Annotated in this window: 30 protein-coding genes and 1 tRNA gene; 18 read left to right on the top strand and 13 right to left on the bottom strand. The window is 53.7% G+C overall.

Translation table 11 applies throughout. The features are described 5' to 3' along the window. Positions 1 to 20: 20 nt before the first annotated feature. The 6 genes from lptB to QLG09_RS11570 are packed head-to-tail and all read right to left on the bottom strand — an operon-like array spanning position 21 to position 4,406. The gene (gene lptB, locus QLG09_RS11595) at positions 21 to 746 is read right to left on the bottom strand and encodes an LPS export ABC transporter ATP-binding protein (RefSeq protein ID WP_014171816.1); all 726 of its coding nucleotides are present in this window, start codon (positions 744 to 746) and stop codon (positions 21 to 23) included. Positions 747 to 752: 6 nt separating this feature from the next. Then, positions 753 to 1,307, bottom strand: coding sequence for a lipopolysaccharide ABC transporter substrate-binding protein LptA (gene lptA, locus QLG09_RS11590; protein ID WP_020883526.1), 555 nt, complete (start codon positions 1,305 to 1,307; stop codon positions 753 to 755). Further along, the gene (lptC, locus tag QLG09_RS11585; RefSeq protein ID WP_014171814.1) at positions 1,276 to 1,851 is read right to left on the bottom strand and encodes an LPS export ABC transporter periplasmic protein LptC; all 576 of its coding nucleotides are present in this window, start codon (positions 1,849 to 1,851) and stop codon (positions 1,276 to 1,278) included. Before lptC ends, lptA begins: the two co-directional genes overlap by 32 nt. Next, entirely contained in the window at positions 1,848 to 2,414 is a 567-nt protein-coding gene (gene kdsC, locus QLG09_RS11580) for a 3-deoxy-manno-octulosonate-8-phosphatase KdsC (protein WP_014171813.1), read from the bottom strand. The genes lptC and kdsC overlap by 4 nt, the downstream gene beginning before the upstream one ends. 14 nt (positions 2,415 to 2,428) lie before the next feature. After that, positions 2,429 to 3,415 carry an arabinose-5-phosphate isomerase KdsD gene (gene kdsD, locus QLG09_RS11575; RefSeq protein ID WP_020883527.1) on the bottom strand — a complete coding sequence of 329 codons (987 nt, stop codon included), beginning with the start codon at positions 3,413 to 3,415 and terminating at the stop codon, positions 2,429 to 2,431. Positions 3,416 to 3,428: 13 nt separating this feature from the next. Next, the gene (locus tag QLG09_RS11570) at positions 3,429 to 4,406 is read right to left on the bottom strand and encodes a calcium/sodium antiporter (RefSeq protein ID WP_020883528.1); all 978 of its coding nucleotides are present in this window, start codon (positions 4,404 to 4,406) and stop codon (positions 3,429 to 3,431) included. A 231-nt stretch (positions 4,407 to 4,637) separates the two neighbouring features. Here QLG09_RS11570 and mlaF point away from each other — a divergent pair, with 231 nt between their 5' ends. The 7 genes from mlaF (at position 4,638) to murA (ending at position 9,431) form a co-directional block, all read left to right on the top strand. Next, on the top strand, positions 4,638 to 5,450 hold the full coding sequence (gene mlaF / locus QLG09_RS11565) for a phospholipid ABC transporter ATP-binding protein MlaF (RefSeq protein ID WP_049021911.1): 813 nt from the start codon (positions 4,638 to 4,640) through the stop codon (positions 5,448 to 5,450). 7 nt (positions 5,451 to 5,457) lie between these two features. Next, positions 5,458 to 6,240, top strand: a complete 783-nt coding sequence (mlaE, locus tag QLG09_RS11560; protein ID WP_010436044.1) for a lipid asymmetry maintenance ABC transporter permease subunit MlaE — start codon at positions 5,458 to 5,460, stop codon at positions 6,238 to 6,240. A 4-nt stretch (positions 6,241 to 6,244) separates the two neighbouring features. Next, positions 6,245 to 6,793, top strand: coding sequence for an outer membrane lipid asymmetry maintenance protein MlaD (gene mlaD / locus QLG09_RS11555; protein WP_025202923.1), 549 nt, complete (start codon positions 6,245 to 6,247; stop codon positions 6,791 to 6,793). A gap of 18 nt (positions 6,794 to 6,811) precedes the next feature. Next, positions 6,812 to 7,447: a phospholipid-binding protein MlaC gene (gene mlaC, locus QLG09_RS11550; protein WP_014171807.1), complete on the top strand. Its 636-nt coding sequence runs from the start codon at positions 6,812 to 6,814 to the stop codon at positions 7,445 to 7,447. Continuing rightward, complete coding sequence (gene mlaB, locus QLG09_RS11545) at positions 7,447 to 7,740, top strand: lipid asymmetry maintenance protein MlaB (protein WP_014171806.1); 294 nt, start codon at positions 7,447 to 7,449, stop codon at positions 7,738 to 7,740. The genes mlaC and mlaB overlap by 1 nt, the downstream gene beginning before the upstream one ends. Positions 7,741 to 7,866: 126 nt before the next feature. Then, complete coding sequence (gene ibaG, locus QLG09_RS11540) at positions 7,867 to 8,121, top strand: BolA family iron metabolism protein IbaG (RefSeq protein WP_008501458.1); 255 nt, start codon at positions 7,867 to 7,869, stop codon at positions 8,119 to 8,121. A 50-nt stretch (positions 8,122 to 8,171) separates the two neighbouring features. Continuing rightward, positions 8,172 to 9,431 carry a UDP-N-acetylglucosamine 1-carboxyvinyltransferase gene (gene murA, locus QLG09_RS11535; RefSeq protein WP_020883531.1) on the top strand — a complete coding sequence of 420 codons (1,260 nt, stop codon included), beginning with the start codon at positions 8,172 to 8,174 and terminating at the stop codon, positions 9,429 to 9,431. A gap of 61 nt (positions 9,432 to 9,492) precedes the next feature. Here murA and sfsB read toward each other — a convergent pair whose 3' ends face one another. After that, on the bottom strand, positions 9,493 to 9,780 hold the full coding sequence (gene sfsB / locus QLG09_RS11530; protein ID WP_014171802.1) for a DNA-binding transcriptional regulator SfsB: 288 nt from the start codon (positions 9,778 to 9,780) through the stop codon (positions 9,493 to 9,495). Positions 9,781 to 10,011: 231 nt separating this feature from the next. Further along, positions 10,012 to 10,983, bottom strand: a complete 972-nt coding sequence (gene ispB / locus QLG09_RS11525) for an octaprenyl diphosphate synthase (RefSeq protein WP_020883532.1) — start codon at positions 10,981 to 10,983, stop codon at positions 10,012 to 10,014. Positions 10,984 to 11,239: 256 nt separating this feature from the next. Here ispB and rplU point away from each other — a divergent pair, with 256 nt between their 5' ends. The 4 genes from rplU (at position 11,240) to cgtA (ending at position 14,078) form a co-directional block, all read left to right on the top strand. After that, positions 11,240 to 11,551 (top strand): 50S ribosomal protein L21, encoded by a 312-nt coding sequence (rplU, locus tag QLG09_RS11520; RefSeq protein ID WP_003025032.1) that lies wholly within the window; start codon positions 11,240 to 11,242, stop codon positions 11,549 to 11,551. A 19-nt stretch (positions 11,552 to 11,570) separates the two neighbouring features. Next, a complete protein-coding gene (rpmA, locus tag QLG09_RS11515) occupies positions 11,571 to 11,828 on the top strand; it encodes a 50S ribosomal protein L27 (RefSeq protein WP_004385076.1) in 258 nt (85 codons plus the stop codon). A 96-nt stretch (positions 11,829 to 11,924) separates the two neighbouring features. Beyond that, complete coding sequence (locus tag QLG09_RS11510; protein WP_014171799.1) at positions 11,925 to 12,890, top strand: DMT family transporter; 966 nt, start codon at positions 11,925 to 11,927, stop codon at positions 12,888 to 12,890. A 15-nt stretch (positions 12,891 to 12,905) separates the two neighbouring features. Next, positions 12,906 to 14,078 (top strand): Obg family GTPase CgtA, encoded by a 1,173-nt coding sequence (cgtA, locus tag QLG09_RS11505; protein WP_014171797.1) that lies wholly within the window; start codon positions 12,906 to 12,908, stop codon positions 14,076 to 14,078. A 32-nt stretch (positions 14,079 to 14,110) separates the two neighbouring features. Here the strand turns inward: cgtA and pmrB are convergent, their stop codons facing one another. From pmrB to dacB, 3 genes are read right to left on the bottom strand one after another with little or no spacing between them, the layout of a single operon-like run. After that, the gene (gene pmrB, locus QLG09_RS11500) at positions 14,111 to 15,154 is read right to left on the bottom strand and encodes a two-component system sensor histidine kinase PmrB (protein ID WP_049021910.1); all 1,044 of its coding nucleotides are present in this window, start codon (positions 15,152 to 15,154) and stop codon (positions 14,111 to 14,113) included. After that, the gene (gene pmrA, locus QLG09_RS11495; RefSeq protein WP_014171795.1) at positions 15,151 to 15,813 is read right to left on the bottom strand and encodes a two-component system response regulator PmrA; all 663 of its coding nucleotides are present in this window, start codon (positions 15,811 to 15,813) and stop codon (positions 15,151 to 15,153) included. The genes pmrB and pmrA overlap by 4 nt, the downstream gene beginning before the upstream one ends. Positions 15,814 to 15,815: 2 nt before the next feature. After that, a complete protein-coding gene (dacB, locus tag QLG09_RS11490) occupies positions 15,816 to 17,249 on the bottom strand; it encodes a serine-type D-Ala-D-Ala carboxypeptidase (RefSeq protein ID WP_025202924.1) in 1,434 nt (477 codons plus the stop codon). 227 nt (positions 17,250 to 17,476) lie between these two features. Between dacB and greA the strand changes: the two genes are divergently transcribed. After that, positions 17,477 to 17,953 (top strand): transcription elongation factor GreA, encoded by a 477-nt coding sequence (greA, locus tag QLG09_RS11485; protein ID WP_014171793.1) that lies wholly within the window; start codon positions 17,477 to 17,479, stop codon positions 17,951 to 17,953. 151 nt (positions 17,954 to 18,104) lie between these two features. Here greA and yhbY read toward each other — a convergent pair whose 3' ends face one another. Continuing rightward, positions 18,105 to 18,398: a ribosome assembly RNA-binding protein YhbY gene (gene yhbY / locus QLG09_RS11480; RefSeq protein WP_003861814.1), complete on the bottom strand. Its 294-nt coding sequence runs from the start codon at positions 18,396 to 18,398 to the stop codon at positions 18,105 to 18,107. A gap of 127 nt (positions 18,399 to 18,525) precedes the next feature. On the opposite strand from yhbY, the gene rlmE reads away from it, so the two are divergent. The 6 genes from rlmE (at position 18,526) to QLG09_RS11450 (ending at position 24,118) form a co-directional block, all read left to right on the top strand. Continuing rightward, the gene (rlmE, locus tag QLG09_RS11475) at positions 18,526 to 19,152 is read left to right on the top strand and encodes a 23S rRNA (uridine(2552)-2'-O)-methyltransferase RlmE (RefSeq protein ID WP_014171792.1); all 627 of its coding nucleotides are present in this window, start codon (positions 18,526 to 18,528) and stop codon (positions 19,150 to 19,152) included. Between the two features lie 102 nt (positions 19,153 to 19,254). Further along, positions 19,255 to 21,189: an ATP-dependent zinc metalloprotease FtsH gene (gene ftsH, locus QLG09_RS11470; RefSeq protein WP_025202925.1), complete on the top strand. Its 1,935-nt coding sequence runs from the start codon at positions 19,255 to 19,257 to the stop codon at positions 21,187 to 21,189. A 98-nt stretch (positions 21,190 to 21,287) separates the two neighbouring features. Next, the gene (gene folP / locus QLG09_RS11465; protein ID WP_020883535.1) at positions 21,288 to 22,136 is read left to right on the top strand and encodes a dihydropteroate synthase; all 849 of its coding nucleotides are present in this window, start codon (positions 21,288 to 21,290) and stop codon (positions 22,134 to 22,136) included. Beyond that, the gene (glmM, locus tag QLG09_RS11460) at positions 22,129 to 23,466 is read left to right on the top strand and encodes a phosphoglucosamine mutase (protein ID WP_014171789.1); all 1,338 of its coding nucleotides are present in this window, start codon (positions 22,129 to 22,131) and stop codon (positions 23,464 to 23,466) included. The genes folP and glmM overlap by 8 nt, the downstream gene beginning before the upstream one ends. A 223-nt stretch (positions 23,467 to 23,689) precedes the next feature. Further along, positions 23,690 to 24,022: a preprotein translocase subunit SecG gene (gene secG / locus QLG09_RS11455; protein WP_020883537.1), complete on the top strand. Its 333-nt coding sequence runs from the start codon at positions 23,690 to 23,692 to the stop codon at positions 24,020 to 24,022. 9 nt (positions 24,023 to 24,031) lie between these two features. Continuing rightward, positions 24,032 to 24,118, top strand: a tRNA-Leu gene (locus tag QLG09_RS11450). Positions 24,119 to 24,282: 164 nt separating this feature from the next. On the opposite strand, the gene argG is transcribed toward QLG09_RS11450, so the two are convergent. Next, positions 24,283 to 25,629 carry an argininosuccinate synthase gene (gene argG / locus QLG09_RS11445; RefSeq protein WP_020883538.1) on the bottom strand — a complete coding sequence of 449 codons (1,347 nt, stop codon included), beginning with the start codon at positions 25,627 to 25,629 and terminating at the stop codon, positions 24,283 to 24,285. Positions 25,630 to 25,971 lie beyond the last annotated feature (342 nt).

Here is a 25,971-nt window from a genome sequence, read left to right as displayed (position 1 = left end):
GTTACATTACCTCTACCCTATCAGAGTCTGAAGTCTTCCCCAAGGTAGACACGCTTAACATGATCATCTTCGAGGATCTGCTGCGGCGTACCGTGGGCGATCAGATTGCCCTGGCTCACGATGTATGCGCGTTCGCACACGGCCAGCGTTTCACGGACGTTATGGTCAGTGATCAATACGCCAAGCCCGCTGTCGCGCAGATGCTCAATGATACGTTTAATGTCGATAACGGAGATGGGGTCAACGCCTGCAAACGGTTCATCCAGAAGGATAAATTTCGGGTTTGCAGCCAGCGCACGCGCAATCTCAACGCGACGGCGTTCACCGCCGGACAGCGCCTGACCGAGGCTGTCGCGCAGATGTTCGATATGGAACTCTTCCATCAGCTCGTTAGCCCGGTCCTGACGCTGTTCGCTGGTCAGATCGTCACGAATTTGCAGGACGGCCATCAGGTTATCAAAGACGCTCAGGCGGCGGAAAATGGAGGCTTCCTGCGGCAGATAGCCGATACCGCGACGCGCACGCGCATGCAGCGGCAGAAGACTGATATCTTCATCATCAATGACGATGTTGCCCGCATCGCGCGACACGATACCAACGACCATGTAGAAAGTTGTGGTTTTGCCCGCACCGTTAGGGCCAAGCAGGCCTACAATTTCGCCGGAGTTGACGGTCAGACTGACATCTTCTACGACACGGCGGCCCTTATAGGCCTTCGCGAGATTTTTTGCAGTTAATGTTGCCATAACGAATTAGTTACTCTTCTTCTGTGCCGGGGCCTGACCCTTACCTTTGTCCTGCAGCTGCGACGGAACCAGCACGGTGGTTACGCGTTTGCCTTTCTCGCTGGAGGCCTGCATTTTTTGCTCTTTCACCAGATAGGTGATCTGGTCGCCGGTGATGTTGCTGTCCAGCTGTTCCAGATAAGCGTTACCGGTCAGGATGACCAGGTCCTTCGCCAGCTCATAGTGCATATGCGTGGCGCGGCCTTTCACGGGTTTGCCGTTATCCTGCATCTGGTAGAAGGTTGCCGGGTTGCCATAGCCATCAATGATCTCTTTGCCTTGCTCGCCACCGGGACGGGTAACGACCACTTTATCGGCGTTGATTTTGATGGTGCCCTGGGTCATGACGACGTTACCGGTAAAGGTAACGACATTGCCTTGCATATCAAGCGACTGCGTGTCGGACTCGATATGGATAGGTTGGTCAGTATCGCCCGTTACAGCAAGCGCGGGAAGACTGGTCGCCAGCATCGCACTGGCGATAATTACTTTAAGGCTGAGTTTGTTTGTTTTGAATTTCATAGGAGGTTCTAACCTTTTCAATCAGCTCGGCGTTTTTGCTGCGTAAGTTCCCGCGCATTCTTAAACCGCTGGAATTAAATGTTGTGCCATACAGTGTGACCAGATCCTGCGACGTCACGTCCTGGGTCACGAGGTTGATCTGTGCATTATCCGTCGTGATTTTGCGCAGTTGTGAGTCAGCGGTCAGGGCGTTGACTTCAACGTGGCCATACAGATAAAGCATACGGTCATTCGTCAGTTTTGCCCGGTCAGATTTAATCGACCACGTCGGCACTTTGTCTTTATCAAACGTGGTCATGACAGGCTGGGTAAACCACGAAATACCGTCATCTGAAAAATATTCAACATGCTGGGCAATCAGGCGATAGTTCAGCGCACCTTCCGGGCTGTAGACCACGGTGTCACTGTGATCGCTTTTATAGGTTGGTTCGCTCGTATTGACCACTTCCGTCTGCGTATCGTCGCGATCGGCAAGGTTCACGCCAATCAATACCAGTGCGACAAGCGAAAGCAGAATGATAACCCAACGTCTGGTTTTACTCATATCGATTGCCCTTTGGCCTCATCAAGCTTGCCCTGCGCCAGCAAAAGCAGATCGCAGACTTCACGTACGGCACCACGGCCACCGTTAATATGGGTGACATAGTCAGCACGCGGGATCAGCAGCGGATGCGCATCGGCCACGGCGATACTCAGACCGACTTCAGCCATCACCGGCCAGTCAATCAGATCGTCCCCGACATAGGCCACGTTTTCCGGCGCGACAGCCAGTTTACCCAGTAAATCGTTGAACGCCGCCATCTTATCGGACTGACCCTGATACAGATGGGTAATGCCTAACGTTTCACAACGGTCTTCTACCAGTTTAGCTTTCCGACCGGTGATGATGGCAACGTCGATGCCTGATGTGAGCGCACAACGAATACCGTAGCCATCGCGAACGTTAAACGCTTTCAGCTCTTCACCATTATTGCCCATGTAAATCAGGCCATCAGAGAGTACCCCATCCACATCCAGGATGAGCAGGCGAATGTTTTCCGCCTTTGCCATCATATGGGTACTGACCGGACCATAACAGGTTGCAAGGGATGCACCCGCATTACTCATTGTCTTATCCTTCATTACACTACGCCTGCGCGCAGCAGATCATGCATATGTACCACACCCAGCAACTGGTCGCCATCGGCAACCATCACTGAGGTGATATGACGGGACTGCATCAGGTTCAGCACATCCACCGCCAGCGTGCCCGGACGAACACGGATACCGCCGGACGTCATCACATCAGCGATGCCCAGCGTGCGAACATCAACACCCATGTCGAACACGCGTCGCAGGTCGCCATCGGTGAAGATCCCCTGGATCTTCATCAGGTCGTCGCACACAACCGTCATACCCAGATTCTTGCGGGTGATCTCCAGCAGCGCATCGCGCAGGGAGGCCTCTTTACTGACGTGAGGGATCTCATCGCCAGTGTGCATAATATCGTTAACCCGAAGCAGAAGCTTACGCCCGAGCGCGCCGCCTGGGTGGGAAAGCGCGAAATCTTCCGGGGTAAAACCGCGGGCTTCCAGCAACGCAACGGCAAGCGCATCGCCCATGACCAGCGCAGCGGTCGTGCTGGACGTTGGAGCAAGACCCAGCGGGCAGGCTTCTTTAGGCACTTTCACGCACAGGTGAATATCCGCCGCGCGCGCCATGCTACTTTCCGGGCGGCTGGTCATGCAAATAAGCGGAACCCGCAGCCGCTTCAGCACGGGGATCAGCGCCAGGATCTCATTAGACTCACCGGAGTTCGATAGCGCGATGACGATATCCTGCGGCGTTACCATGCCCAGATCGCCGTGCGCGGCTTCCCCCGGGTGTACAAAGAAGGAAGAGGTTCCGGTGCTGGCAAACGTTGCCGCCATTTTGCGCCCAATGTGACCGGACTTGCCCATGCCCATCACCACGACTTTACCGGCACAGTAGAACATCTTCTCACATGCCAGACTAAAATCCTGATTAATGTACTGATCTAACTGCGCCAGACCTTCACGTTCAATCTCCAGAACCTCTTTGCCTGCTTTCTGAAAGTCAAAACCCGGCTGCAATTCTATTTGCGACATAATGCGTTTCCGTTTACCCAGAGAGAAGAGGCGAAAGCCAGTACAGCATCGCCATCCATACGATAAATCCACCCGTCAGCAGCGCCCCTGCGCCTTTGCCGATCTGTCGTTGCCGCCGCCAGCAGAGCAGGGCAAAAATGACGCTGACCAGCAACATCACCCCGTAATCGCGTGAGAATGCCAGGGGGTTAAAAGGCCCGGGCGTTATCAGGGCCGGCAGGCCCATCACGATGGCGATATTAAAAATGTTTGAACCGATAATATTGCCTATGGCAATGTCATCTTCACCTTTACGTGCCCCTGCGATAGCGGTGGCCAGTTCTGGCAGACTGGTGCCAATGGCAATGACCGTCAGGCCAATGGTGAGCTCACTCATGGCGAAATAGTTCGCCAGCACCGTGGCGTTATCGACGACCATGCGCGTGGCCATCGGCATGATGATCAGCGCGACGCCGAGCCACAGCAGCGCCACAGGCAGCGTGCCTTCACGCGGGAGCTCGGCGACCTGCTCTCGCGTCAGGCTGTCCTGGCCCTGTTTTTCTGCCAGACGGGCGATTTTAACACTATACAGCAGCCAGATAACGGCCAGCGCCAGCAAGAAAATGCCGTCACCGTAGCTCAGTACGCCATCATAAAATACGCACCCTGCCAGCAGGCTTACGATTAACATTAGCGGCAATTCACGGCGCAGAACATCAGAATGCACGCGAAATGGATGGAGCAGGGCCGCCAGGCCAAGGATCAGTAAGATATTGACGATGTTGGAACCAATCGCGGTGCCGACGGCAAGGTCTAACTGACCGTGCAGTGATGCCGTGACAGAGACGATGATTTCAGGAAGCGAGGTGCCGACACTGACCACGGTCATCCCGATGACGACAGGCGGTACGCCAGTCAGGCGGCACAGGATAGATGCAGCAAATACCAAACGGTCAGCACTGTAGACCACCAAAAGTAAACCAATTATTAACAGTGCTGTTGCTAAAAGCATCAAAAGTCCTTTCTTCAGGTATACTCGTCGGTCCATCGCGCAGGAATGGAATGGCAGGACTGCATACAGTCTGAGGCGTAACGAATTCCTAATTTTGACTTTATGCGCCGGAAAAGTAAAACAAATGCCAGCTTTCGCTAACCTCAACGGCTAATATTCTGTAAAAATGCTGAGTTTAGGGCTGATTCAGTCTGCATGCTTAACGTGAGCAGGGTAAGAAAGGAACCATAAATGAGCCACACTATGGCGAATTTAGTTGATGTCCGGGGTGTGAGTTTTTCTCGCGCCAACAGATTGATATTCGATGATATTTCGTTGACCGTACCGCGTGGCAAGATCACTGCCATCATGGGGCCGTCCGGGATCGGTAAAACGACCCTGCTGCGCCTTATTGGTGGCCAGATCCCACCTGATAGCGGTGAAATCCTCTTTGACGGCGAAAACATCCCGGAGATGTCACGATCGCGCCTGTATACTGTTCGTAAACGCATGAGTATGCTTTTCCAGTCGGGAGCGTTGTTCACGGACATGAACGTCTTTGATAACGTGGCCTATCCGCTGCGCGAACACACCCGTCTGCCGCCAGAGCTGCTGAAAAGTACGGTGATGATGAAGCTTGAGGCCGTGGGGCTGCGAGGGGCTGCAAAACTGATGCCCTCAGAGCTGTCCGGCGGTATGGCACGCCGCGCCGCGCTGGCACGCGCCATCGCCTTAGAACCCGATTTAATCATGTTCGACGAACCGTTCGTCGGGCAGGACCCTATCACGATGGGCGTGCTGGTGAAGCTCATCTCTGAACTGAACAGCGCGCTCGGCGTAACCTGTATAGTGGTTTCTCACGATGTACCGGAAGTGCTGAGCATCGCCGACTATGCCTACATTGTGGCAGACAAAAGGATCGTCGCGCATGGCAGCGCTCAGGCGTTGCAGGAAAACTGCGATCCGCGTGTACGGCAGTTCCTCGACGGCATTGCGGATGGGCCTGTGCCGTTCCGCTATCCGGCGGGCGACTATCGTGACGATTTACTGGGAATAGGGAGTTAAGCCACTGATGCTGTTAAATGCATTGGCCGCTCTTGGACACCGTGGCATAAAAACCATCAGGACGTTCGGGCGTGCCGGATTGATGTTGTTCAACGCGCTGGTCGGCAAGCCGGAATTTCGTAAGCATGCACCGCTACTGGTGCGGCAGCTCTATAATGTCGGCGTGCTGTCGATGCTCATCATCATTGTCTCCGGTCTGTTTATCGGCATGGTGCTGGGGCTGCAGGGCTACCTCGTTCTGACGACCTACAGCGCCGAAACCAGCCTCGGCATGCTGGTGGCGCTGTCGCTGCTGCGTGAGCTGGGGCCGGTGGTGGCGGCGCTGTTGTTCGCCGGGCGTGCAGGGTCGGCATTGACCGCTGAAATTGGCCTGATGCGTGCGACCGAGCAGCTTTCCAGCATGGAGATGATGGCGGTCGACCCGCTGCGTCGCGTGATCTCGCCACGCTTCTGGGCGGGGGTGATTTCCTTACCGCTCCTGACGATCCTCTTTGTCGCCGTGGGTATCTGGGGCGGCTCGCTGGTTGGCGTTCACTGGAAGGGCATCGATGCGGGCTTCTTCTGGTCGGCCATGCAGGACGCCATCGATCTGCGAATGGATCTGGTGAACTGTCTGATTAAAAGCGTGGTATTTGCCATTACGGTCACCTGGATCGCCTTGTTCAATGGCTATGATGCGATCCCGACCTCGGCGGGCATCAGCCGTGCAACTACACGTACTGTCGTACATTCGTCGCTGGCCGTACTGGGTCTGGATTTTGTGCTCACCGCACTGATGTTTGGGAATTGAGTTCATGCAAACGAGAAAAAATGAAATTTGGGTCGGCGTGTTCCTGTTACTGGCGTTGCTGGCCGCGCTGTTTATCTGCCTGAGAGCGGCGGATATCACGTCTGTGCGCACCGAGCCGACTTATCGCATTTATGCGACGTTTGATAACATCGGCGGGCTGAAGGCGCGCTCGCCGGTACGTATAGGCGGGGTGGTCATCGGGCGTGTCTCTGACATTACGCTTGATGAGAAAACCTATCTGCCGCGCGTGTCGATGGATATTGAAGAGCGTTACAACCATATCCCGGACACCAGCTCGCTTTCTATCCGCACGTCCGGCCTCCTGGGTGAGCAATATCTGGCGCTTAACGTCGGTTTTGAAGACCCGGAGCTGGGAACGACTATCCTTAAAGACGGTAGCGTAATCCAGGATACGAAGTCCGCGATGGTACTGGAGGATATGATTGGTCAGTTCCTTTATAACAGTAAAGGAGATGATAAGAAGTCCGACGCTGCCCCTGCGCAGAGCGAAGATCCTGCCAGTGTCGCACCGACACCAGGCACGACGAATTAATTTCAGGAGAAGTCATTCATGTTTAAACGACTGTTAATGGTTGCCATGCTGGTCATTGCCCCTCTCACCGCGGCGCATGCTGCGGATCAGAGTAACCCGTACAAACTGATGGATGAGGCTGCGAAGAAGACCTTCGACCGGCTTAAAAACGAACAGCCGAAAATTCGTTCCAATCCTGATTATCTGCGCGACGTGGTTGATCAAGAGCTGCTGCCGTACGTGCAGATCAAATATGCGGGTGCGCTGGTTCTGGGCCGTTATTACAAAGACGCGACCCCGGCGCAGCGCGATGCCTATTTCGCCGCGTTCCGTGAATACCTGAAACAGGCTTACGGTCAGGCACTGGCGATGTATCACGGTCAGACCTATCAGATTGCGCCAGAGCAGCCGCTGGGCGACGCGACTATCATTCCTATCCGCGTCACGATTATCGATCCTAATGGCCGTCCGCCAGTACGCCTGGACTTCCAGTGGCGTAAAAACAGCCAGACCGGTCACTGGCAGGCCTATGACATGATTGCCGAAGGGGTGAGCATGATCACCACTAAACAGAACGAGTGGAGTGACCTGCTGCGCACCAAAGGCATTGATGGCCTGACCGCACAGCTGCAGTCTATCTCGCGTCAGAAAATCTCTCTGGACGAGAAGAAGTAATGTCGGATCAACTGAGCTGGTCGCGTGAGGGTGAGACGTTGAAGCTGACGGGTGAACTCGACCAGGATCTGCTGAACCCGCTCTGGGACAAACGTTTTGAAGCGATGCAGGGCGTGACGGTTATCGATCTGAGCGGCATTTCACGGGTGGACACGGCAGGCGTCGCGCTGCTGGCCCATCTTGTTGCCGTGGGGAAAAAGCAGGGGACAAGCGTTACGCTGCACGCGGCGAGCGATAATGTGGTCACCCTGGCCCAGCTCTATAATCTCCCTCAGGACGTACTGCCTCGTTAATATTTTCAGTGCGTTACTTCTGAAAGCCCTGACAGATTCAACGTCGGGGCTTTTTGCTTGTTTAAGACGACGCCACTTTGCTCTAAGATGTTGGGCTTGTTTTCACTATCAGATGATTAAGAACCCATGGAAAATCATGAAATCCAGACAGTGCTGATGAATGCACTCTCCCTTCAGGAAGCCCACGTCACTGGCGATGGCAGTCACTTCCAGGTTATTGCTGTGGGTGAGATGTTCGACGGTATGAGCCGTGTGAAGAAACAGCAGGCTGTATACGCGCCGCTGATGGAATACATTGCGGATAACCGCATCCACGCCCTGTCGATTAAAGCGTTCACCCCTCAAGAGTGGGCACGCGATCGCAAACTAAACGGTTTTTGAGTTGTGGGCGACACGCCCGCAGCACGGTTGAATTTATAAGAGAGCACACAATGGATAAATTTCGTGTACAGGGGCCAACGCGTCTCCAGGGCGAAGTCACAATTTCTGGCGCAAAAAATGCCGCGCTGCCCATCCTCTTTGCTGCGCTGCTCGCGGAAGAGCCGGTAGAAATTCAGAACGTACCGAAGCTGAAAGATATCGACACCACCATGAAGTTGCTCAGCCAGCTGGGCACCAAAGTTGAGCGTAACGGTTCCGTCTGGATCGACGCCAGCAACGTAAACAACTTCTCTGCACCTTACGATCTGGTGAAAACCATGCGTGCATCCATCTGGGCGCTTGGCCCGCTGGTGGCACGTTTTGGTCAGGGTCAGGTTTCCCTGCCGGGTGGCTGCGCAATCGGCGCACGTCCGGTTGACCTGCACATCTTTGGCCTGGAGAAACTGGGCGCCGAGATCAAACTCGAAGAAGGTTATGTTAAAGCGTCTGTGAATGGCCGCCTGAAAGGCGCGCACATTGTCATGGACAAAGTGAGCGTTGGTGCCACCGTCACCATCATGTCTGCGGCAACGCTGGCAGAAGGTACTACCATCATCGAAAACGCCGCGCGTGAACCGGAGATTGTGGATACCGCGAACTTCCTCGTGGCGCTGGGTGCGAAGATCACCGGCCAGGGCACCGACCGTATCACCATCGAAGGCGTTGAGCGTCTGGGCGGCGGCGTGTACCGCGTCCTGCCAGACCGTATCGAAACCGGGACGTTCCTGGTTGCTGCCGCGATTTCAGGCGGGAAAATTACCTGCCGCAACGCGCAGCCAGATACCCTGGATGCGGTGCTGGCGAAACTGCGTGACGCAGGCGCTGATATCGAAATCGGTGAAGACTGGATCAGCCTGGACATGCACGGCAACCGTCCAAAAGCGGTAAACGTGCGTACAGCTCCGCATCCTGCTTTCCCGACCGATATGCAGGCGCAGTTCACCCTGTTAAACCTGGTGGCGGAAGGGACGGGGTTCATTACCGAGACCATCTTTGAAAATCGCTTTATGCACGTACCGGAACTGATCCGTATGGGCGCACATGCTGAGATCGAGAGTAATACCGTGATTTGCCACGGCGTTGAGAAACTGTCTGGTGCTCAGGTGATGGCAACCGATCTGCGTGCATCTGCAAGCCTGGTGCTGGCGGGTTGTATTGCGGAAGGGACGACGGTCGTTGATCGTATTTATCACATTGATCGTGGCTATGAACGTATCGAAGATAAACTGCGCGCGCTGGGTGCGAATATCGAGCGTGTGAAGGGCGAGTAATCGTTCCGGCAGCCCCCTGCCAGAAATGACCGGGGGGTTGCTGTTCCTGTCAAAAAAACCGCTATTCCTGCGGGTCTTTCTTCACTTTCCTCTGGCGGATCATGCGCGATCTGTCGATAAATTCATGGGTAATGGGATCGTGGTAACGCGAAGGCCAGATCACCCACGGATGCGTATCCAGCGCCGTCGCAATGATCAACTCTCCCTTCGGCCAGGGGCGCGTCAGGGCATTTGCCAGGGTTGAAGAACTCAGGCCATGGCGGCGAGATTCCGCAGCCAGTGATGTGCCTTTTTTGCGCAGTGCCGCAATGATATCTGCTGTGTGCCAGTCGATAAATTTCGTGTCCATAACGCTGTCCTTAAGTTCGGATTCACTTACGCCATTTCGTCTGAAACGACTGGCCTTACTATACCCATTTCAATTTCTTGTTCTAAAAAGTTCGCGTTACTGGTAGGGATATTCAGAATAAGGCATGGCTTTATTCATGCGGTCTGTAAACCGGTGCGTTTACGTGAAAGAGGAATATACAGGTGTGTACTGGAATCTCCCCGCGAGGGCCGCGGGGAGGGGAGAGCAGGATTAACGGTCGCGCTGAACGGCGATATGGGCAAGACCAATGAGCGCATCGCGCCATGGGCTGTCCGGGATAACCTGAAGTGCGGCGATGGCTTTATCCGCCTCTTCTTCGGCACGCTGACGCGTCCAGTCCAGCGATCCGCAAATGGCCATTGTTTCCAGCACGGGTTCCAGAAGATGACGACCATTTCCCTGCTCGATCGCTTCACGGATCATTTTCGCCTGGTCGGCTGACCCGTTGCGCATCGCATGGAGTAGCGGCAGCGTCGGTTTGCCTTCGTTCAGGTCATCACCCACGTTTTTACCGAGCGTTTCGCCGTCTGCACTGTAATCCAGCAAATCATCAATCAGCTGGAATGCGGTACCCAGATAACGGCCATAGTCCTGCAGCCCTTTTTCCTGGGCTTCGCTACAGCCAGCCAGAATGCCGGAACACTGTGCAGCCGCTTCAAACAGGCGCGCAGTTTTGCTGTAAATCACGCGCATGTAGTTTTCTTCGGTGATGTCAGGGTCGTTGACGTTCATCAGCTGAAGCACTTCGCCCTCAGCAATCACGTTAACGGCTTCAGACATGACCTCCAGCACTTTCAGCGAACCCAGGCTGGTCATCATCTGGAAGGCACGGGTATAGATAAAATCCCCCACCAGGACGCTGGCAGCATTGCCAAAGGCGGCGTTGGCGGTGGCTTTACCCCGGCGCATGTCTGATTCATCCACAACATCATCATGAAGAAGCGTCGCAGTGTGAATAAATTCGATCAGTGCCGCGATCGTGACGTGAGCATTTCCCTGATAGCCGACGGCTCGGGCAGCCAGGATGGCAATCATCGGGCGAATGCGTTTACCGCCGCCGCTGACGATGTAATAGCCCAACTGATTGATCAGCTGAACGTCAGAATTGAGTTGCTCCAGGATTGCTGCATTCACACCCGCCATATCTTGCGCGGTTAACTCGTTGATTTTTTCTAAATTCATCGCAAAAGCCGGGCTTTTTATCCTGTTTATCCCATCTTCAATGGGGTAACGAAGGGTTAGGTTTATCAATAGTAGTGCTGATTGTACTGAAAAAACGGCTCAGATAAACGTTACCTTACGCGTTGTGTTTTTTTTCTTCATGTATTGATGGTAGCACTTGTCAAAGGCTCGCGTTTTGCGTAATATTCGCGCCCTATTGTGAATATTTATAGCGCACTCTGATTCATACGAGGATGTGCGCGGAAGCGGAGTTTATATGTACGCGGTTTTCCAAAGTGGTGGTAAACAACACCGAGTAAGCGAAGGTCAGACCGTTCGCCTGGAAAAGCTGGACATCGCAACTGGCGAATCTGTTGAGTTCGCAGAAGTTCTGATGATCGCAAACGGTGAAGAAGTCAAAATCGGCGTTCCTTTCGTTGATGGCGGCGTTATCAAAGCTGAAGTTGTTGCTCACGGTCGTGGCGAGAAAGTTAAAATCGTTAAGTTTCGTCGTCGTAAACACTACCGTAAGCAGCAGGGCCACCGTCAGTGGTTCACTGATGTGAAAATTACTGGCATCAGCGCCTAAGACCTGAGGAGAGATTTAAATGGCACATAAAAAGGCTGGCGGCTCCACACGTAACGGTCGCGATTCAGAAGCTAAACGCCTGGGCGTTAAGCGTTTCGGTGGCGAATCCGTTCTGGCGGGTAGCATCATTGTTCGTCAACGTGGCACCAAATTCCACGCTGGCAACAACGTAGGTTGCGGTCGTGACCACACTCTGTTTGCTAAAGCAGACGGTAAAGTGAAATTTGAAGTTAAAGGCCCGAACAACCGTAAATACATCAGCATCGTTGCTGAGTAAGGTTTTCTCGGTCCGGTAACGGATTAAAGCCCCGCAACCTGTTGCGGGGCTTTTTACATTGGAAACCCGGTAATTTTTTCTGTAGGGAAAACGGGCATGAAGCAGCAGGCCGGCATTGGTATTCTTTTGGCGCTCACGACCGCAATGTGCTGGGGTGCGCTGCCAATTGCAATGAAGCAGGTACTGGAAGTGATGGAGCCGCCAACGGTGGTGTTTTATCGCTTTCTGATGGCAAGTATCGGCCTTGGGGCCATCCTCGCGATCAAAGGTAAGCTTCCGCCGTTGCGTATCTTCCGTAAACCGCGCTGGCTGGTGTTGCTGGCTATCGCGACGGGTGGCCTGTTCGGTAACTTCATACTGTTCAGTTCTTCCCTGCAGTATCTTAGCCCCACGGCGTCGCAGGTGATTGGTCAGCTTTCACCGGTCGGCATGATGGTCGCCAGCGTCTTTATCCTCAAGGAGAAGATGCGTGGCACGCAAATTATCGGGGCGAGCATGTTGCTCTGTGGTCTGGTGATGTTCTTCAACACCAGTCTGATAGAGATTTTTACCCGACTGACGGATTACACCTGGGGTGTGATCTTCGGTGTGGGAGCAGCAACGGTTTGGGTGAGTTATGGCGTCGCGCAAAAGGTGTTATTGCGTCGTTTGGCCTCACAGCAGATCCTCTTTTTGCTGTACACTTTGTGTACAATAGCATTATTGCCGTTAGCAAAACCGGGTGTGATCACCCAGCTTAGCGACTGGCAACTGGCGTGCCTCATTTTTTGTGGGCTGAACACGCTGGTCGGTTATGGCGCGCTGGCCGAAGCGATGGCGCGCTGGCAGGCAGCACAGGTGAGCGCACTCATTACGCTTACCCCGCTGTTTACGCTGTTATTTTCAGATTTGTTATCAATGGCCTGGCCCGATGTCTTCGTCAGACCGATGCTCAACATGTTGGGCTATCTCGGTGCGTTTGTCGTGGTTGCGGGCGCGATGTATTCCGCCATTGGTCATCGTCTTTGGGGGCGTTGGCGCAAAAATGAAGCGGTCGTAGTAGTCCCCCGCTCAGGCGAATGAGTTACGGAGAGTAAAATGAAGTTTGTTGATGAAGCGACAATCCTGGTCGTGGCAGGTGATGGCGGCAATGGTTGCGTGAGCTTCCGCCGTGAGAAATATATTCCACGTGGCGGTCCTGACGGCGGTGACGGTGGGGACGGCGGTGACGTGTGGCTGGAGGCGGATGAGAACCTCAACACGCTGATCGACTACCGTTTCGAAAAATCCTTCCGCGCTGAGCGTGGTCAGAACGGTCAAAGCCGTGACTGTACGGGCAAACGCGGCAAAGACGTGACCATTAAGGTTCCGGTCGGTACGCGTGTGATTGACCAGGGGACGGGCGAAACCATGGGCGATATGACCAAACACGGTCAGCGTCTGATGGTGGCGAAAGGCGGCTGGCACGGTCTGGGTAACAGCCGTTTCAAATCGTCCGTAAACCGTACCCCGCGTCAGAAAACGATGGGTACGCCGGGCGACAAGCGCGATCTGCAGCTGGAGCTGATGCTTCTGGCCGATGTCGGGATGCTGGGTATGCCAAACGCCGGTAAATCGACGTTTATTCGCGCGGTCTCTGCAGCCAAGCCAAAAGTGGCGGATTATCCGTTTACCACGCTGGTACCAAGCCTGGGCGTTGTCCGTATGGATAACGAGAAGAGCTTTGTGGTTGCTGATATCCCGGGTCTGATTGAAGGTGCTGCAGAAGGTGCCGGTCTGGGGATCCGCTTCCTGAAACACCTTGAGCGCTGCCGCGTACTGCTGCATCTCATCGATATCGATCCAATCGACGGTTCCGATCCGGTAGAAAATGCCCGCATTATTATCGGCGAGCTGGAAAAATACAGCGAAAAACTGGCGAACAAGCCGCGCTGGCTGGTCTTTAACAAGATCGATTTGATGGATAAAGCTGAAGCGGAAGCGAAAGCGAAAGCCATTGCTGAAGCGATGGGCTGGGAAGATAAATACTACCTGATCTCCGCGGCAAGCCAGGTTGGCGTGAAAGATCTGTGCTGGGATGTGATGACCTTTATCATCGAGAACCCGGTTGTTCAGGCTGAAGAAGCGAAACAGCCAGAAAAAGTCGAATTCATGTGGGATGACTACCACCGCCAACAGCTCGAAGAGCTGGAAGTGGAAGAGGAAGAAGACTGGGACGACGACTGGGATGAAGACGACGAAGAAGGTGTCGAGTTCATCTACAAGCACTAATCGCAGTTTAAAGCCCCCGGAAGGGGGCTTTTTTATTGCAGGCTGGACGGCAACCAGCAGCTGGCGATTAAGCCGCCCTCAGCACCATTCTCCAGCGTCAGCTTGCCGTGGTGGAGCTGCACGATACGTTGCACAATACTCAGCCCCAGGCCGCTGCCACCGTAGCGCTGGTCAAGACGACGGAACGGTTCAGTAATCGACTGGCGGTGCGCTTCATATATCCCCGGCCCCTGATCGAGAACGCTGACCTGTGTCCCCCCGTCAACGTCGGCCAGAGTCACGCGAATCGTTGTGCCTGACGGACTGTAGCGCCCGGCGTTCTCAAGCAGATTGCGCAGCATCAAACGCAGAAGTACCGCATCACCCTGCACCGTGAGCGGACTTTTGTCCGGCCATATCACTGTATGCTCTTTGGCTTCATGTCCAAGACCGAGCGGCATGATGATATCGTCTGTCCAGTTGACGGTTTCATAGTGACCGCTCGCCATCGCCTGTCCGGCACGGGACAACATCAGCAGTTGCTCAACCGTGTGCATCAGCTGATCGATACGGGTAATTAACGTCGTGGCCTGTGGAGAGCCGGACTGCGCCATCAGTTCCAGATGCAGTCTGATCCCCGCAAGCGGCGTTCGCAGCTCGTGAGCGGCGTCCGCGGTGAAGAGACGTTCCTGTTGAATGGTGTGATCCAAACGGGCGAGGAGCTGGTTGAGCGAGGTTGTGACGGCACCAATTTCTTCCATGTCGGAATAGACAGGGAGTGGGGTTAAGTTATCCGCCGAGCGGTTCGCCAGGCTGACGCGCAGTTGATTCAGCGGCCGGGTTATCCAGGTGACCGCCCAGAATGAGAAGCACAGCGTAAAACCGACCATCACCAGAGAGGGGACCAGCAGCGAGGCAATCGCTTCACGGATCTCTTTCTCGACATGATTATTGCGCGATTTCGCCGAGAGCGTTTCGTTGACCAGAAAACCAATCTGTTCACGGCTTTCATGCCAGAGCCAGATCACGCTTATCAGCTGGAAAAATAACAGAATGACCGCCAGCAGAACCATTAATCGCCGACGCATGCTGTTCATTTCTGGCTCTCCAGACGGTAGCCTACGCCTCGGACAGTTTTAATCCGGTCTTTACCCAGTTTGCGACGCAGATTGTGAATATGCACTTCGAGGGTATTTGAGCCGGGATCGTCCTGCCAGGAATAAATATCCTGCTGCAGGGTTTCGCGGTGTACCGTTTGTCCGCTGCGCATAATCAGGCGCGTCAGCAGCGCAAACTCTTTAGGGGTTACTTCAACCGGCAGGGACTGGCACAGCACCTGCTGGGTTTGCAGATTCAGCGTAATATCGCCGTCGGTCAGTAAGTTATCGCTGTGTCCCTGATAACGACGAATCAACGCCCTTACCCGCGCCTGAAGCTCCGCAAGGGCAAACGGTTTCACCAGGTAATCATCAGCGCCAGAATCGAGGCCGTTGATACGATCTTCAATGGCATCCCGTGCTGTCAGGATCAATACCGGATTGGCGATACCCCGGCGGCGCCACTGGCTTAACTGCGTAGCGCCGTCTTTATCCGGTAAGCCTAAATCGAGGATCACCAGACTGTATTCGCCGCTCTGGATCAGGGCATCCGCCTCAGCCGCCGTGGCGGCGCAGTCGAGGGCATATCCTTCATTGGCCAGCGCCAGAGCCAGCCCTTCCTGCAATAACAGATCGTCTTCAACTATGAGTAGTTTCATCGCTAGTTATTCTGGTAGATGTCCTTATAAAGCCTGCTTTCGAAGCGAACCAGTGGAATACGACGATTACGCTGGTCGGTCGGTTCGACGGCATAGCCGGAAAGATACTGCACGAATGCCATGCGTTGCCCGCTGGCGGTAGTGATGAAGCCTGCAAGGTTATAAACCCCCTGCAGTGAACCTGTCTTGGCTGAAACTTTTCCATCCACCCCGGCCGCATGAAGGCCGGCACGGTACTGAAGTGAACCGTCATGCCCGGCAAGTGGCAGCATCGAAATAAAGTTTAGCTCAGTGTCATGTTGTGCAATGTACTGAAGTACTTGCATCATCGTTGCCGGGGAGATCAAATTATGCCGCGATAACCCAGAGCCATCGACGGCAATGGTGTTGCCAAGATCGATCCCCGCCTGTTGGCGCAGGATCTGACGTACGGCGTCGGAACCCGCACGCCAGGTTCCTGGCACGCCGAAACGCGCGTGACCAATCATGCGGAACACCGTGTCAGCAATCATGTTGTCAGACTTTTTCAGCATAATCCGTAGCAAATCGTGCAGCGGCGCAGATTGTTTGCTGGCGATCACCGTACCGGGTTGATTGACCTGCGTCTGGCGCAGCAGGGTACCGGAATAGGTTATTCCCGCTTGCTTCAGTTCATCCTTGAGAATGGCACCCGCATAGCTTGCGCCATCCTGTATCGCAAAGGCCAGCGGCAATGGGTCGGCGCGCTGTGTCAGGCACCCGGTCAGCGTGAAGCGGTTAAGATCGCCTGGCACCACGTCCAGCTCGCAATACTGCGCATCCGGGGAGCCTTTTGCGAGGGTACGAACCTGGCTGAACATCGTCACCGGGTAGTAAGACGCCACGCGAATAAACGCTAAATCATCCGGTTTTGGCGCGCTGTAAAGTGAAATGGAGAAGCAGTTACGATCCACAATCGCGGCGGCTGGCGGAGCGCTAAAGCATTGTGTCATGTCGTTCCACGGCCATCCTGGTGCTTTATCGTGGCTGGCAAAAATAGAGGTGTCGATTAACACATTGCCATCAATCTTCTGCACGCCAGATTTTTTCAGCGACGCGACCATGTTGCGGATATCCTGGCGTTTAAACGTAGGATCTCCCCCGAAACGGGCGATAAGATCGCCTTTCAGTTCGCCACCCTCGATGTTGCCTTTGGTCTCGAGCGTGGTGGTAAAACGGAAGTCAGGCCCAAGCTGAAGCAGTGCGGCGAGTGCGGTGATCACCTTCTGGGTACTGGCAGGCAGCGCCATCTGTTGACTGTGATAGTCAATCTCTGGCGACTGCGCCCCGACCTTCTGCACCATCAAGGCAAGGTTGGCACCTGCGGGTAGCTGATTAATGTACTCATCAACATTCGCGGCCTGAACGCTGAACGCTATACTGGTAGTCAATCCGATGATAAATCTGGAAAATCGCATAATCTCGCGCTAACAACCCGAAAACAAACCGTCATACTACGGTGCATAGCACTGCAAAGTAAACGATGACCCATAGTGAACTTCGCGGTAAAATGCGTATCAAATTGAAAATTGTTGCTGACCTGGGGCTTCGCTCCCGGGTCGGTTTTCTTTTTGCTTCTGGCCCGCTCATGGGGGCCGGGGCAGGGAACACTGCTCCCAACAGGAATGTTTAAGAGGTATAACAAATGCAAGCTATTCCGATGACCTTACGTGGTGCCGAAAAACTGCGCGAAGAGCTGGATTTTCTGAAATCCGTTCGTCGCCCTGAAATCATCGCCGCTATCGCGGATGCGCGTGAGCATGGCGACCTGAAAGAGAATGCTGAATACCACGCGGCGCGTGAGCAGCAGGGCTTCTGTGAAGGGCGTATTAAAGATATCGAAGCAAAACTGTCCAATGCGCAGGTTATCGATATCACCAAAATGCCTAACAATGGCCGCGTCATTTTTGGTTCAACCGTTACCGTGCTGAACCTGGACAATGACGAAGAGCAGACTTATCGCATCGTGGGTGATGATGAAGCGGACTTTAAACAGAATCTCATTTCGGTGAACTCCCCGATTGCTCGCGGCCTGATTGGCAAAGAGCAGGATGATGTTGTCACTATCCGCACCCCGGGTGGCGAAGTGGAATACGAAATTATTAAGGTTGAATACCTGTAATTCGCATCTCGACTAAGATGTTGATACATTGTAAAGAAAAGAAAAAGGCCGCATAGCGGCCTTTTATCAACTCAAGGAGCGTGGCATTTTGCTCACCTGCTGACAGAAATCCCTCGTTTTACACAGAAAATGTGTTCGATTCAGGATATCCTTAGCGTGGCAGCGAGATTTTACGCTCTTTAGATGGGCGATAGAGCACCAGCGTTTTACCGATGACCTGTACATTACAGGCACCCGTTTCACGCACGATGGCTTCCACGATCAGGTTTTTAGTGTCTCGGTCTTCAGAGGCGATTTTCACCTTGATCAGCTCGTGGTGTTCCAGCGCTTGTTCAATCTCGGCAAGCACCCCTTCGGTCAAACCATTGTTGCCAAGCATGACTACAGGCTTGAGCGGATGTGCCAGACCTTTAAGGTGCTGTTTTTGTTTAGTACTCAGATTCATCGTATATTTTTGCTTACGTTGGGATTGAAAACGGTTCATTCTACCGCCATCTCCCTTATATCGCCAAATAGCTGCGTAGAAATTTACGTCACAGGCAAGTAACGATGAACCAGGACGGAAATGTTAAATGACAGGTAAAAAGCGTTCTGCCAGCTCCAGCCGCTGGCTTCAGGAACACTTTAGCGATAAATATGTTCAACAGGCACAGAAAAAGGGGTTGCGTTCCCGTGCCTGGTTTAAACTTGATGAAATACAGCAAAGTGACAAACTTTTTAAGCCGGGAATGACGGTTGTCGATCTCGGTGCAGCACCTGGCGGATGGTCCCAGTATGCGGTTACGCAGATCGGCGGAACGGGCCGAATCATCGCATGCGACCTTTTACCAATGGATCCCATCGTCGGTGTCGACTTCCTTCAGGGCGACTTTCGTGATGAATTAGTGCTGAAAGCGCTACTTGAGCGTGTAGGTGATAGTAAGGTCCAGGTTGTCATGTCAGATATGGCACCAAATATGTGTGGAACACCGGCGGTGGATATCCCCCGCGCCATGTATTTGGTGGAGCTAGCGTTAGAAATGTGTCGTGATGTACTAGCGCCTGGTGGTAGTTTTGTTGTGAAGGTGTTTCAGGGCGAAGGTTTCGAGGAGTATCTTAAGGAAATTCGCTCCCTGTTTGCGAAGGTTAAAGTTCGTAAGCCGGACTCTTCCCGGGCCCGTTCCCGAGAAGTGTATATTGTAGCGACCGGGCGAAAATGATAACCCGCGTCTTTCAGACGAAAGTTTGAATGACACGGGATATAGAGTATCCTGACGCTGTTTTTAACACAGTTGTAATATGAGGTTAATCCCTTGAGTGACATGGCGAAAAACCTAATACTCTGGCTGGTCATTGCCGTTGTGCTGATGTCAGTATTCCAGAGCTTTGGGCCCAGCGAGTCGAATGGCCGCAAGGTGGATTATTCTACCTTCCTGCAGGAGGTCAATCAGGACCAGGTTCGCGAAGCGCGTATCAACGGACGTGAGATCAACGTTACCAAGAAAGATAGTAACCGTTACACGACTTACATCCCGGTGAACGATCCTAAGCTGCTTGATAACCTTCTGACCAAAAACGTCAAGGTGGTAGGCGAGCCGCCAGAAGAACCAAGCCTGCTGGCTTCTATCTTCATCTCCTGGTTCCCGATGCTGCTTCTTATTGGCGTCTGGATCTTCTTTATGCGCCAGATGCAGGGCGGCGGTGGCAAAGGTGCCATGTCGTTCGGTAAGAGCAAGGCGCGTATGCTAACGGAAGATCAGATCAAGACCACATTTGCCGACGTTGCAGGTTGCGACGAAGCAAAAGAAGAAGTGGGCGAACTGGTTGAATACCTGCGCGAGCCGAGCCGTTTCCAGAAACTGGGCGGTAAGATCCCGAAAGGCGTTCTGATGGTGGGGCCTCCGGGTACCGGTAAAACCCTGCTGGCGAAAGCCATCGCGGGTGAAGCGAAGGTGCCGTTCTTTACTATTTCAGGTTCTGACTTCGTTGAAATGTTCGTGGGTGTTGGTGCATCTCGTGTGCGTGACATGTTCGAGCAGGCCAAGAAGGCAGCACCGTGCATTATCTTCATCGATGAAATCGACGCCGTAGGCCGCCAGCGTGGCGCAGGCCTGGGCGGTGGTCACGATGAACGTGAACAGACGCTGAACCAGATGCTGGTTGAGATGGATGGCTTCGAAGGTAACGAAGGTATTATTGTTATCGCGGCGACTAACCGTCCGGACGTTCTTGACCCTGCGCTGCTGCGTCCAGGCCGTTTCGACCGTCAGGTTGTGGTTGGTCTTCCGGATGTACGTGGTCGTGAACAGATTCTGAAAGTTCACATGCGTCGCGTGCCGCTGGCACCTGATGTCGACGCGGCAATCATCGCGCGTGGTACGCCGGGCTTCTCCGGTGCTGACCTGGCAAACCTGGTCAACGAAGCTGCACTGTTTGCTGCTCGCGGTAACAAACGCGTTGTGTCGATGGTGGAGTTCGAGAAAGCGAAAGACAAAATCATGATGGGTGCGGAACGTCGCTCCATGGTGATGACGGAAGCGCAGAAAGAGTCCACGGCTTACCACGAAGCCGGTCACGCGATTATCGGTCGCCTGGTGCCGGAACACGATCCGGTGCATAAAGTGACGATTATTCCGCGCGGTCGTGCGCTGGGTGTGACGTTCTTCCTGCCGGAAGGCGATGCCATCAGCGCCAGTCGTCAGAAGCTGGAAAGTCAGATTTCAACCCTTTACGGCGGTCGTCTGGCAGAAGAGATTATTTACGGTGCGGAACATGTTTCGACCGGTGCGTCCAACGACATTAAAGTCGCGACCAACCTGGCGCGTAACATGGTGACCCAATGGGGCTTCTCCGAGAAGCTGGGTCCCCTGCTGTATGCGGAAGAAGAAGGCGAAGTGTTCCTGGGCCGCTCCGTGGCGAAAGCGAAACACATGTCCGATGAAACCGCACGTATCATTGACCAGGAAGTGAAGCTGCTGATCGAGCGTAACTACAATCGCGCCCGTCAGATCCTGAACGATAACCTGGACATTCTGCATTCGATGAAAGATGCGCTCATGAAATATGAGACCATCGATGCTCCGCAGATTGACGACTTGATGGCTCGCCGCGAAGTGCGTCCGCCAGCGGGTTGGGAAGACCCAGGCGCTTCCAACAATTCTGACAACAATGGCACACCGCGTGCGCCGCGTCCGGTTGATGAACCGCGTACGCCGAACCCGGGCAACACCATGTCAGAACAGTTGGGCGACAAGTAAGTCACTGCTGTTGAAATCTATGTTTGCACCTCAAACCCTGGAGCTTGCTCCGGGGTTTTTCTTTTCTGTAAAACCATATTGATACCAGGGATTTGACCATGAAACTATTCGCCCAGGACTCGCATCTCGATCTCTCACATCCGCATGTGATGGGTATCCTGAATGTCACGCCTGACTCCTTCTCTGACGGCGGCACGCATAACACGCTTATCGAGGCTGTGAAACACGCAAATTTGATGATTAACGCGGGCGCCACCATCATTGACGTGGGCGGGGAATCGACGCGCCCTGGGGCGGCAGACGTTTCGGTGGAAGAAGAACTGGCGCGCGTGGTGCCTGTGGTTGAAGCTATCGCACAGCGGTTCGAGGTGTGGATCTCCGTCGATACCTCTAAACCTGAAGTGATCCGTGAAGTCGCGAGAGTGGGTGCTCACATCATCAATGATATTCGCTCGCTGACGGAGCCTGGCGCACTGGAGGCGGCCGCGGAGACCGGGCTACCGGTTTGCCTGATGCACATGCAAGGACAGCCGAAAACCATGCAGGAAGCGCCAAAGTATGACGATGTTTATGCCGACGTAAATCGCTTCTTTATTGAGCATATTGCACGTTGTGAACGTGCGGGTATCGCAAAAGAGAAATTGCTGCTCGACCCGGGGTTCGGTTTCGGTAAAAATCTCTCTCACAATTATGAGCTGCTTGCGCGCTTATCGGAATTCCATCATTTCGACCTGCCATTGCTGGTTGGTATGTCGAGAAAGTCGATGATTGGTCAGTTACTGAATGTAGGGCCGAGCGAACGTCTGAGCGGAAGCCTGGCCTGCGCTGTAATTGCGGCGATGCAGGGCGCGCACATTATTCGTGTCCATGACGTTAAAGAAACAGTAGAAGCCATGCGTGTAGTGGAAGCTACACTGGCAGCGAAGGAAAACAAACGCTATGAGTAATCGTAAATATTTTGGTACCGATGGTATTCGTGGGCGCGTGGGTGATGCGCCAATCACCCCTGATTTTGTACTGAAACTGGGCTGGGCAGCGGGTAAAGTCCTTGCGCGTCATGGCTCCCGTAAAATCATCATTGGTAAAGATACCCGTATCTCCGGGTATATGCTGGAGTCAGCGCTGGAGGCCGGTCTGGCTGCCGCGGGGCTTTCCGCTTCCTTCACTGGCCCAATGCCAACGCCTGCTGTGGCATATCTGACGCGTACTTTCCGTGCTGAAGCAGGGATTGTGATTTCGGCGTCGCATAACCCGTTTTACGACAACGGCATTAAATTCTTCTCCATCGACGGCACTAAGCTGCCGGATGAAGTGGAAGAGGCGATCGAAGCGGAGATGGAAAAAGAGATCACCTGTGTCGACTCCGCCGAGCTGGGTAAAGCGAATCGCATTGTCGATGCTGCGGGTCGTTACATCGAATTCTGCAAAGGTACTTTCCCGAACGAACTGAGCCTGGCCCATCTTAAAATTGTGGTGGACTGCGCCAACGGTGCGACCTATCACATTGCGCCGAATGTTTTCCGCGAACTGGGTGCGAACGTGATTACCATCGGCTGTGAGCCTGATGGCCTGAATATTAACGAACAGGTGGGTGCGACTGACGTTCGTGCTCTGCAGGCACGCGTTCTGGCGGAAAAAGCCGATCTGGGCATCGCACTGGATGGCGACGGCGATCGCGTGATCATGGTCGATCACGAAGGTAATAAGGTCGACGGCGACCAGATCCTCTATATCATTGCGCGTGAAGGTCTGCGTCAGGGCCAGCTGCGCGGCGGGGCAGTAGGCACGCTGATGAGCAACATGGGTCTGGAACTGGCGCTGAAACAGCTGGGTATTCCATTTGTCCGTGCAAAAGTGGGCGACCGCTATGTGCTGGAAAAACTGCAGGAAAAAGGCTGGCGCATCGGGGCTGAAAACTCAGGCCACGTGATCCTGCTGGATAAAACCACCACCGGAGACGGTATCGTCGCTGCGCTGCAGGTTGTTGCCGCCATGGCGCGCAACCATATGAGCCTGCACGATCTCTGCAGCGGCATGAAAATGTTCCCGCAGATCCTGGTGAATGTGCGTTTCACCGCCGGTAAAGGCGATCCGCTGGAAAATGAAAATGTGAAAGCGGTGATGGCTGACGTTGAAGCCGCGCTGGGCAACCGTGGGCGTGTGCTGCTGCGTAAGTCTGGAACCGAACCGCTGATCCGCGTAATGGTGGAAGGTGAAGACGAAGCGCAGGTGAATGAATTTGCGCACCGTATTGCGGATGCCGTAAAAGCTGCATAGTTTTTCACGTTAAGTGATTAAAAAGGCGGCGGTTGCCGCCTTTGTTTTGAGCAATTGATGGCTTTTTGCTGTTTTTTTCCGCAGTTGATACAATGCGTCAAAATTGCCCTTGCGAAGCACATTCGCTTTGGTTAGTATTCACACCCGCTTCAGTGGGAAACAAAAATCCTGCTAATTGGTCGAAGCATTGGTATGCGGCAAATCCGCAAGGAACAGGTTGATTATGTACGAAGCTCTTTTAGTTATTTTCCTTATTGTAGCCATCGCTCTCGTAGCGCTGATTATGCTGCAGCAAGGTAAAGGCGCTGATATGGGAGCCTCCTTCGGAGCAGGCGCTTCCGGTACGCTGTTCGGTTCAAGTGGTTCTGCGAACTTCATGACCCGCACAACGGCGATTCTGGCTACGCTGTTCTTCATCATCAGTCTGGCGCTTGGCAATATCAACAGCAACAAGACCAGCAAAGGAAGCGAGTGGGAAAATCTGAGCGCGCCAGCGAAAACTGAGCAGACTCAGCCAGCTGCACCGGCTAAGCCGACCAGCGATATCCCGCACTAAGTATTCAGTACCGAGGTGGTGGAATTGGTAGACACGCTACCTTGAGGTGGTAGTGCCCTAACGGGCTTGTGGGTTCGAGTCCCATCCTCGGTACCAATATTCCAGAAGAAAGACGTCGAAAGACGTCTTTTTTTTCGTCTGTAGATTTCGTCTGTAGAATGAGCGTTTTCGTCGGCGGGTACGTTCGTGCCAGCGGGACCGGTTCTGCAGCGATCGTAAAAAAGCGCCCACTGGGCGCCTTTTGCATTTCTGCGTAAGCCTTACTTCTTAACGCTGTGCTCCAGGTTTTCAACCTGCGGCAGGCCATTACCGGCGCTTGCGGAGAGCAGGCCATTCTCAACGTAGTTGAACAGCTTCTCACGGGTATCGGTGATGTCCAGGTTACGCATGGTCAGCTGGCCAATACGATCGTCCGGAGAGAACACGGATTCACCTTTCTCCATGGTCAGACGCTCTGCTTTATAAGTCAGGTTGTCGGACACGGTGTTCAGAATCGAGTAGTCATTCCCGCGACGCAGCTCCAGCGTCACTTCGCCGGTGATCGCGCTTGCCACCCAACGTTGCAGTGCATCACGCAGCATCAGGGCCTGTGGGTCGAACCAACGGCCCTGGTACAGCAGTTTACCGAGCTGACGACCATGAGAGTGATACTGCTCGATGGTGTCTTCATTGTGAATACCGGTCAGGAGACGTTCATAAGCGATGTGCAGCAGCGCCATCCCAGGGGCTTCATAGATGCCACGGCTTTTTGCTTCAATAATACGGTTTTCAATTTGGTCGCTCATGCCCAGACCGTGACGGCCACCGATACGGTTAGCTTCCAGCATCAGTTCCACATCGTCAGAGAAGGTCTTGCCGTTCAGGGCAACCGGATGGCCGCGCTCGAAACGCACGGTAACTTCTTCCGCCTGGATTTTGACGTTTTCGTCCCAGAACTTCACGCCCATGATCGGGTTAACGATCTTCACGCTGGAGTTCAGGAATTCCAGGTCCTTCGCTTCGTGCGTCGCACCCAGCATATTGGAATCGGTAGAGTAGGCTTTCTCAACGGACATCTTATAGTCGAAGCCACAGGCGATCATAAACTCGGACATTTCATGACGGCCGCCCAGCTCGTCGATAAAGTCGGTATCGAGCCACGGTTTATAAATCTGCAGCTCGGCGTTGGTCAGCAGGCCATAACGATAGAAACGTTCGATATCGTTTCCTTTATACGTACTGCCATCACCCCAGATGTTTACGCCATCTTCTTTCATGGCGGCAACCAGCATGGTACCGGTCACTGCACGGCCCAGCGGGGTGGTATTGAAATAGGTCAGGCCGCCGGTGGTATTATGGAAAGCACCACACTGAATAGCAGCAATACCTTCAGCGACCAGTTGCTTACGGCAGTCAATCAGGCGCGCGTTCTCTGCGCCATACTCTTTAGCGCGACGAGGGATTGCATCATAATCGTCCTCATCCGGCTGACCCAGGTTCGCAGTATATGCATACGGAACCGCTCCCTTCTGGCGCATCCACAGCAGTGCAGCGCTGGTATCCAGGCCGCCTGAAAAAGCGATGCCAATACGTTGTCCTACCGGAAGATGCTTGAGAATCGTCGTCATAAAATAAAACCCTGCTTGATTGACTGATTAAGAGACCGCTTTCGCTCTCGATGCATGTTTATGCAAAATAAGTGAGTATTCATTTAATCATCTTTTGTCGATGACCGGAAGAGACTCGTGCGTTTTTTGTAAAATTTTCCCTTTGTTTGACCTGGCGGAAACTGGCTTGACAGGTGGGGTTCACTATCAATATACTAAACGCCGATTTTACGTCCCGTCTTCGGTACCAAATCCCAGCATTATTTGCAAATTCTCTCCAAAACGCGTAGAATTTGCCACGTTTCAGGCGCGGGGTGGAGCAGCCTGGTAGCTCGTCGGGCTCATAACCCGAAGGTCGTCGGT

This window comes from Enterobacter sp. V89_11, from assembly GCF_029967775.1.
Classification (GTDB): Bacteria; Pseudomonadota; Gammaproteobacteria; order Enterobacterales; family Enterobacteriaceae; genus Enterobacter; species Enterobacter ludwigii.
This window is presented reverse-complemented; position numbering and strand designations above follow the sequence as displayed.

Excerpts from the sequence above, each read along its gene's own strand:
- lptB (WP_014171816.1), bottom strand. The coding sequence starts at position 746 with ATGGCAACATTAACTGCAAAAAATCTCGCGAAGGCCTATAAGGGCCGC.
- lptA (WP_020883526.1), bottom strand. The coding sequence starts at position 1,307 with ATGAAATTCAAAACAAACAAACTCAGCCTTAAAGTAATTATCGCCAGT.
- lptC (WP_014171814.1), bottom strand. The coding sequence starts at position 1,851 with ATGAGTAAAACCAGACGTTGGGTTATCATTCTGCTTTCGCTTGTCGCA.
- kdsC (WP_014171813.1), bottom strand. The coding sequence starts at position 2,414 with ATGAGTAATGCGGGTGCATCCCTTGCAACCTGTTATGGTCCGGTCAGT.
- kdsD (WP_020883527.1), bottom strand. The coding sequence starts at position 3,415 with ATGTCGCAAATAGAATTGCAGCCGGGTTTTGACTTTCAGAAAGCAGGC.
- QLG09_RS11570 (WP_020883528.1), bottom strand. The coding sequence starts at position 4,406 with ATGCTTTTAGCAACAGCACTGTTAATAATTGGTTTACTTTTGGTGGTC.
- mlaF (WP_049021911.1), top strand. The coding sequence starts at position 4,638 with ATGAGCCACACTATGGCGAATTTAGTTGATGTCCGGGGTGTGAGTTTT.
- mlaE (WP_010436044.1), top strand. The coding sequence starts at position 5,458 with ATGCTGTTAAATGCATTGGCCGCTCTTGGACACCGTGGCATAAAAACC.
- mlaD (WP_025202923.1), top strand. The coding sequence starts at position 6,245 with ATGCAAACGAGAAAAAATGAAATTTGGGTCGGCGTGTTCCTGTTACTG.
- mlaC (WP_014171807.1), top strand. The coding sequence starts at position 6,812 with ATGTTTAAACGACTGTTAATGGTTGCCATGCTGGTCATTGCCCCTCTC.
- mlaB (WP_014171806.1), top strand. The coding sequence starts at position 7,447 with ATGTCGGATCAACTGAGCTGGTCGCGTGAGGGTGAGACGTTGAAGCTG.
- ibaG (WP_008501458.1), top strand. The coding sequence starts at position 7,867 with ATGGAAAATCATGAAATCCAGACAGTGCTGATGAATGCACTCTCCCTT.
- murA (WP_020883531.1), top strand. The coding sequence starts at position 8,172 with ATGGATAAATTTCGTGTACAGGGGCCAACGCGTCTCCAGGGCGAAGTC.
- sfsB (WP_014171802.1), bottom strand. The coding sequence starts at position 9,780 with ATGGACACGAAATTTATCGACTGGCACACAGCAGATATCATTGCGGCA.
- ispB (WP_020883532.1), bottom strand. The coding sequence starts at position 10,983 with ATGAATTTAGAAAAAATCAACGAGTTAACCGCGCAAGATATGGCGGGT.
- rplU (WP_003025032.1), top strand. The coding sequence starts at position 11,240 with ATGTACGCGGTTTTCCAAAGTGGTGGTAAACAACACCGAGTAAGCGAA.
- rpmA (WP_004385076.1), top strand. The coding sequence starts at position 11,571 with ATGGCACATAAAAAGGCTGGCGGCTCCACACGTAACGGTCGCGATTCA.
- QLG09_RS11510 (WP_014171799.1), top strand. The coding sequence starts at position 11,925 with ATGAAGCAGCAGGCCGGCATTGGTATTCTTTTGGCGCTCACGACCGCA.
- cgtA (WP_014171797.1), top strand. The coding sequence starts at position 12,906 with ATGAAGTTTGTTGATGAAGCGACAATCCTGGTCGTGGCAGGTGATGGC.
- pmrB (WP_049021910.1), bottom strand. The coding sequence starts at position 15,154 with ATGAACAGCATGCGTCGGCGATTAATGGTTCTGCTGGCGGTCATTCTG.
- pmrA (WP_014171795.1), bottom strand. The coding sequence starts at position 15,813 with ATGAAACTACTCATAGTTGAAGACGATCTGTTATTGCAGGAAGGGCTG.
- dacB (WP_025202924.1), bottom strand. The coding sequence starts at position 17,249 with ATGCGATTTTCCAGATTTATCATCGGATTGACTACCAGTATAGCGTTC.
- greA (WP_014171793.1), top strand. The coding sequence starts at position 17,477 with ATGCAAGCTATTCCGATGACCTTACGTGGTGCCGAAAAACTGCGCGAA.
- yhbY (WP_003861814.1), bottom strand. The coding sequence starts at position 18,398 with ATGAATCTGAGTACTAAACAAAAACAGCACCTTAAAGGTCTGGCACAT.
- rlmE (WP_014171792.1), top strand. The coding sequence starts at position 18,526 with ATGACAGGTAAAAAGCGTTCTGCCAGCTCCAGCCGCTGGCTTCAGGAA.
- ftsH (WP_025202925.1), top strand. The coding sequence starts at position 19,255 with ATGGCGAAAAACCTAATACTCTGGCTGGTCATTGCCGTTGTGCTGATG.
- folP (WP_020883535.1), top strand. The coding sequence starts at position 21,288 with ATGAAACTATTCGCCCAGGACTCGCATCTCGATCTCTCACATCCGCAT.
- glmM (WP_014171789.1), top strand. The coding sequence starts at position 22,129 with ATGAGTAATCGTAAATATTTTGGTACCGATGGTATTCGTGGGCGCGTG.
- secG (WP_020883537.1), top strand. The coding sequence starts at position 23,690 with ATGTACGAAGCTCTTTTAGTTATTTTCCTTATTGTAGCCATCGCTCTC.
- argG (WP_020883538.1), bottom strand. The coding sequence starts at position 25,629 with ATGACGACGATTCTCAAGCATCTTCCGGTAGGACAACGTATTGGCATC.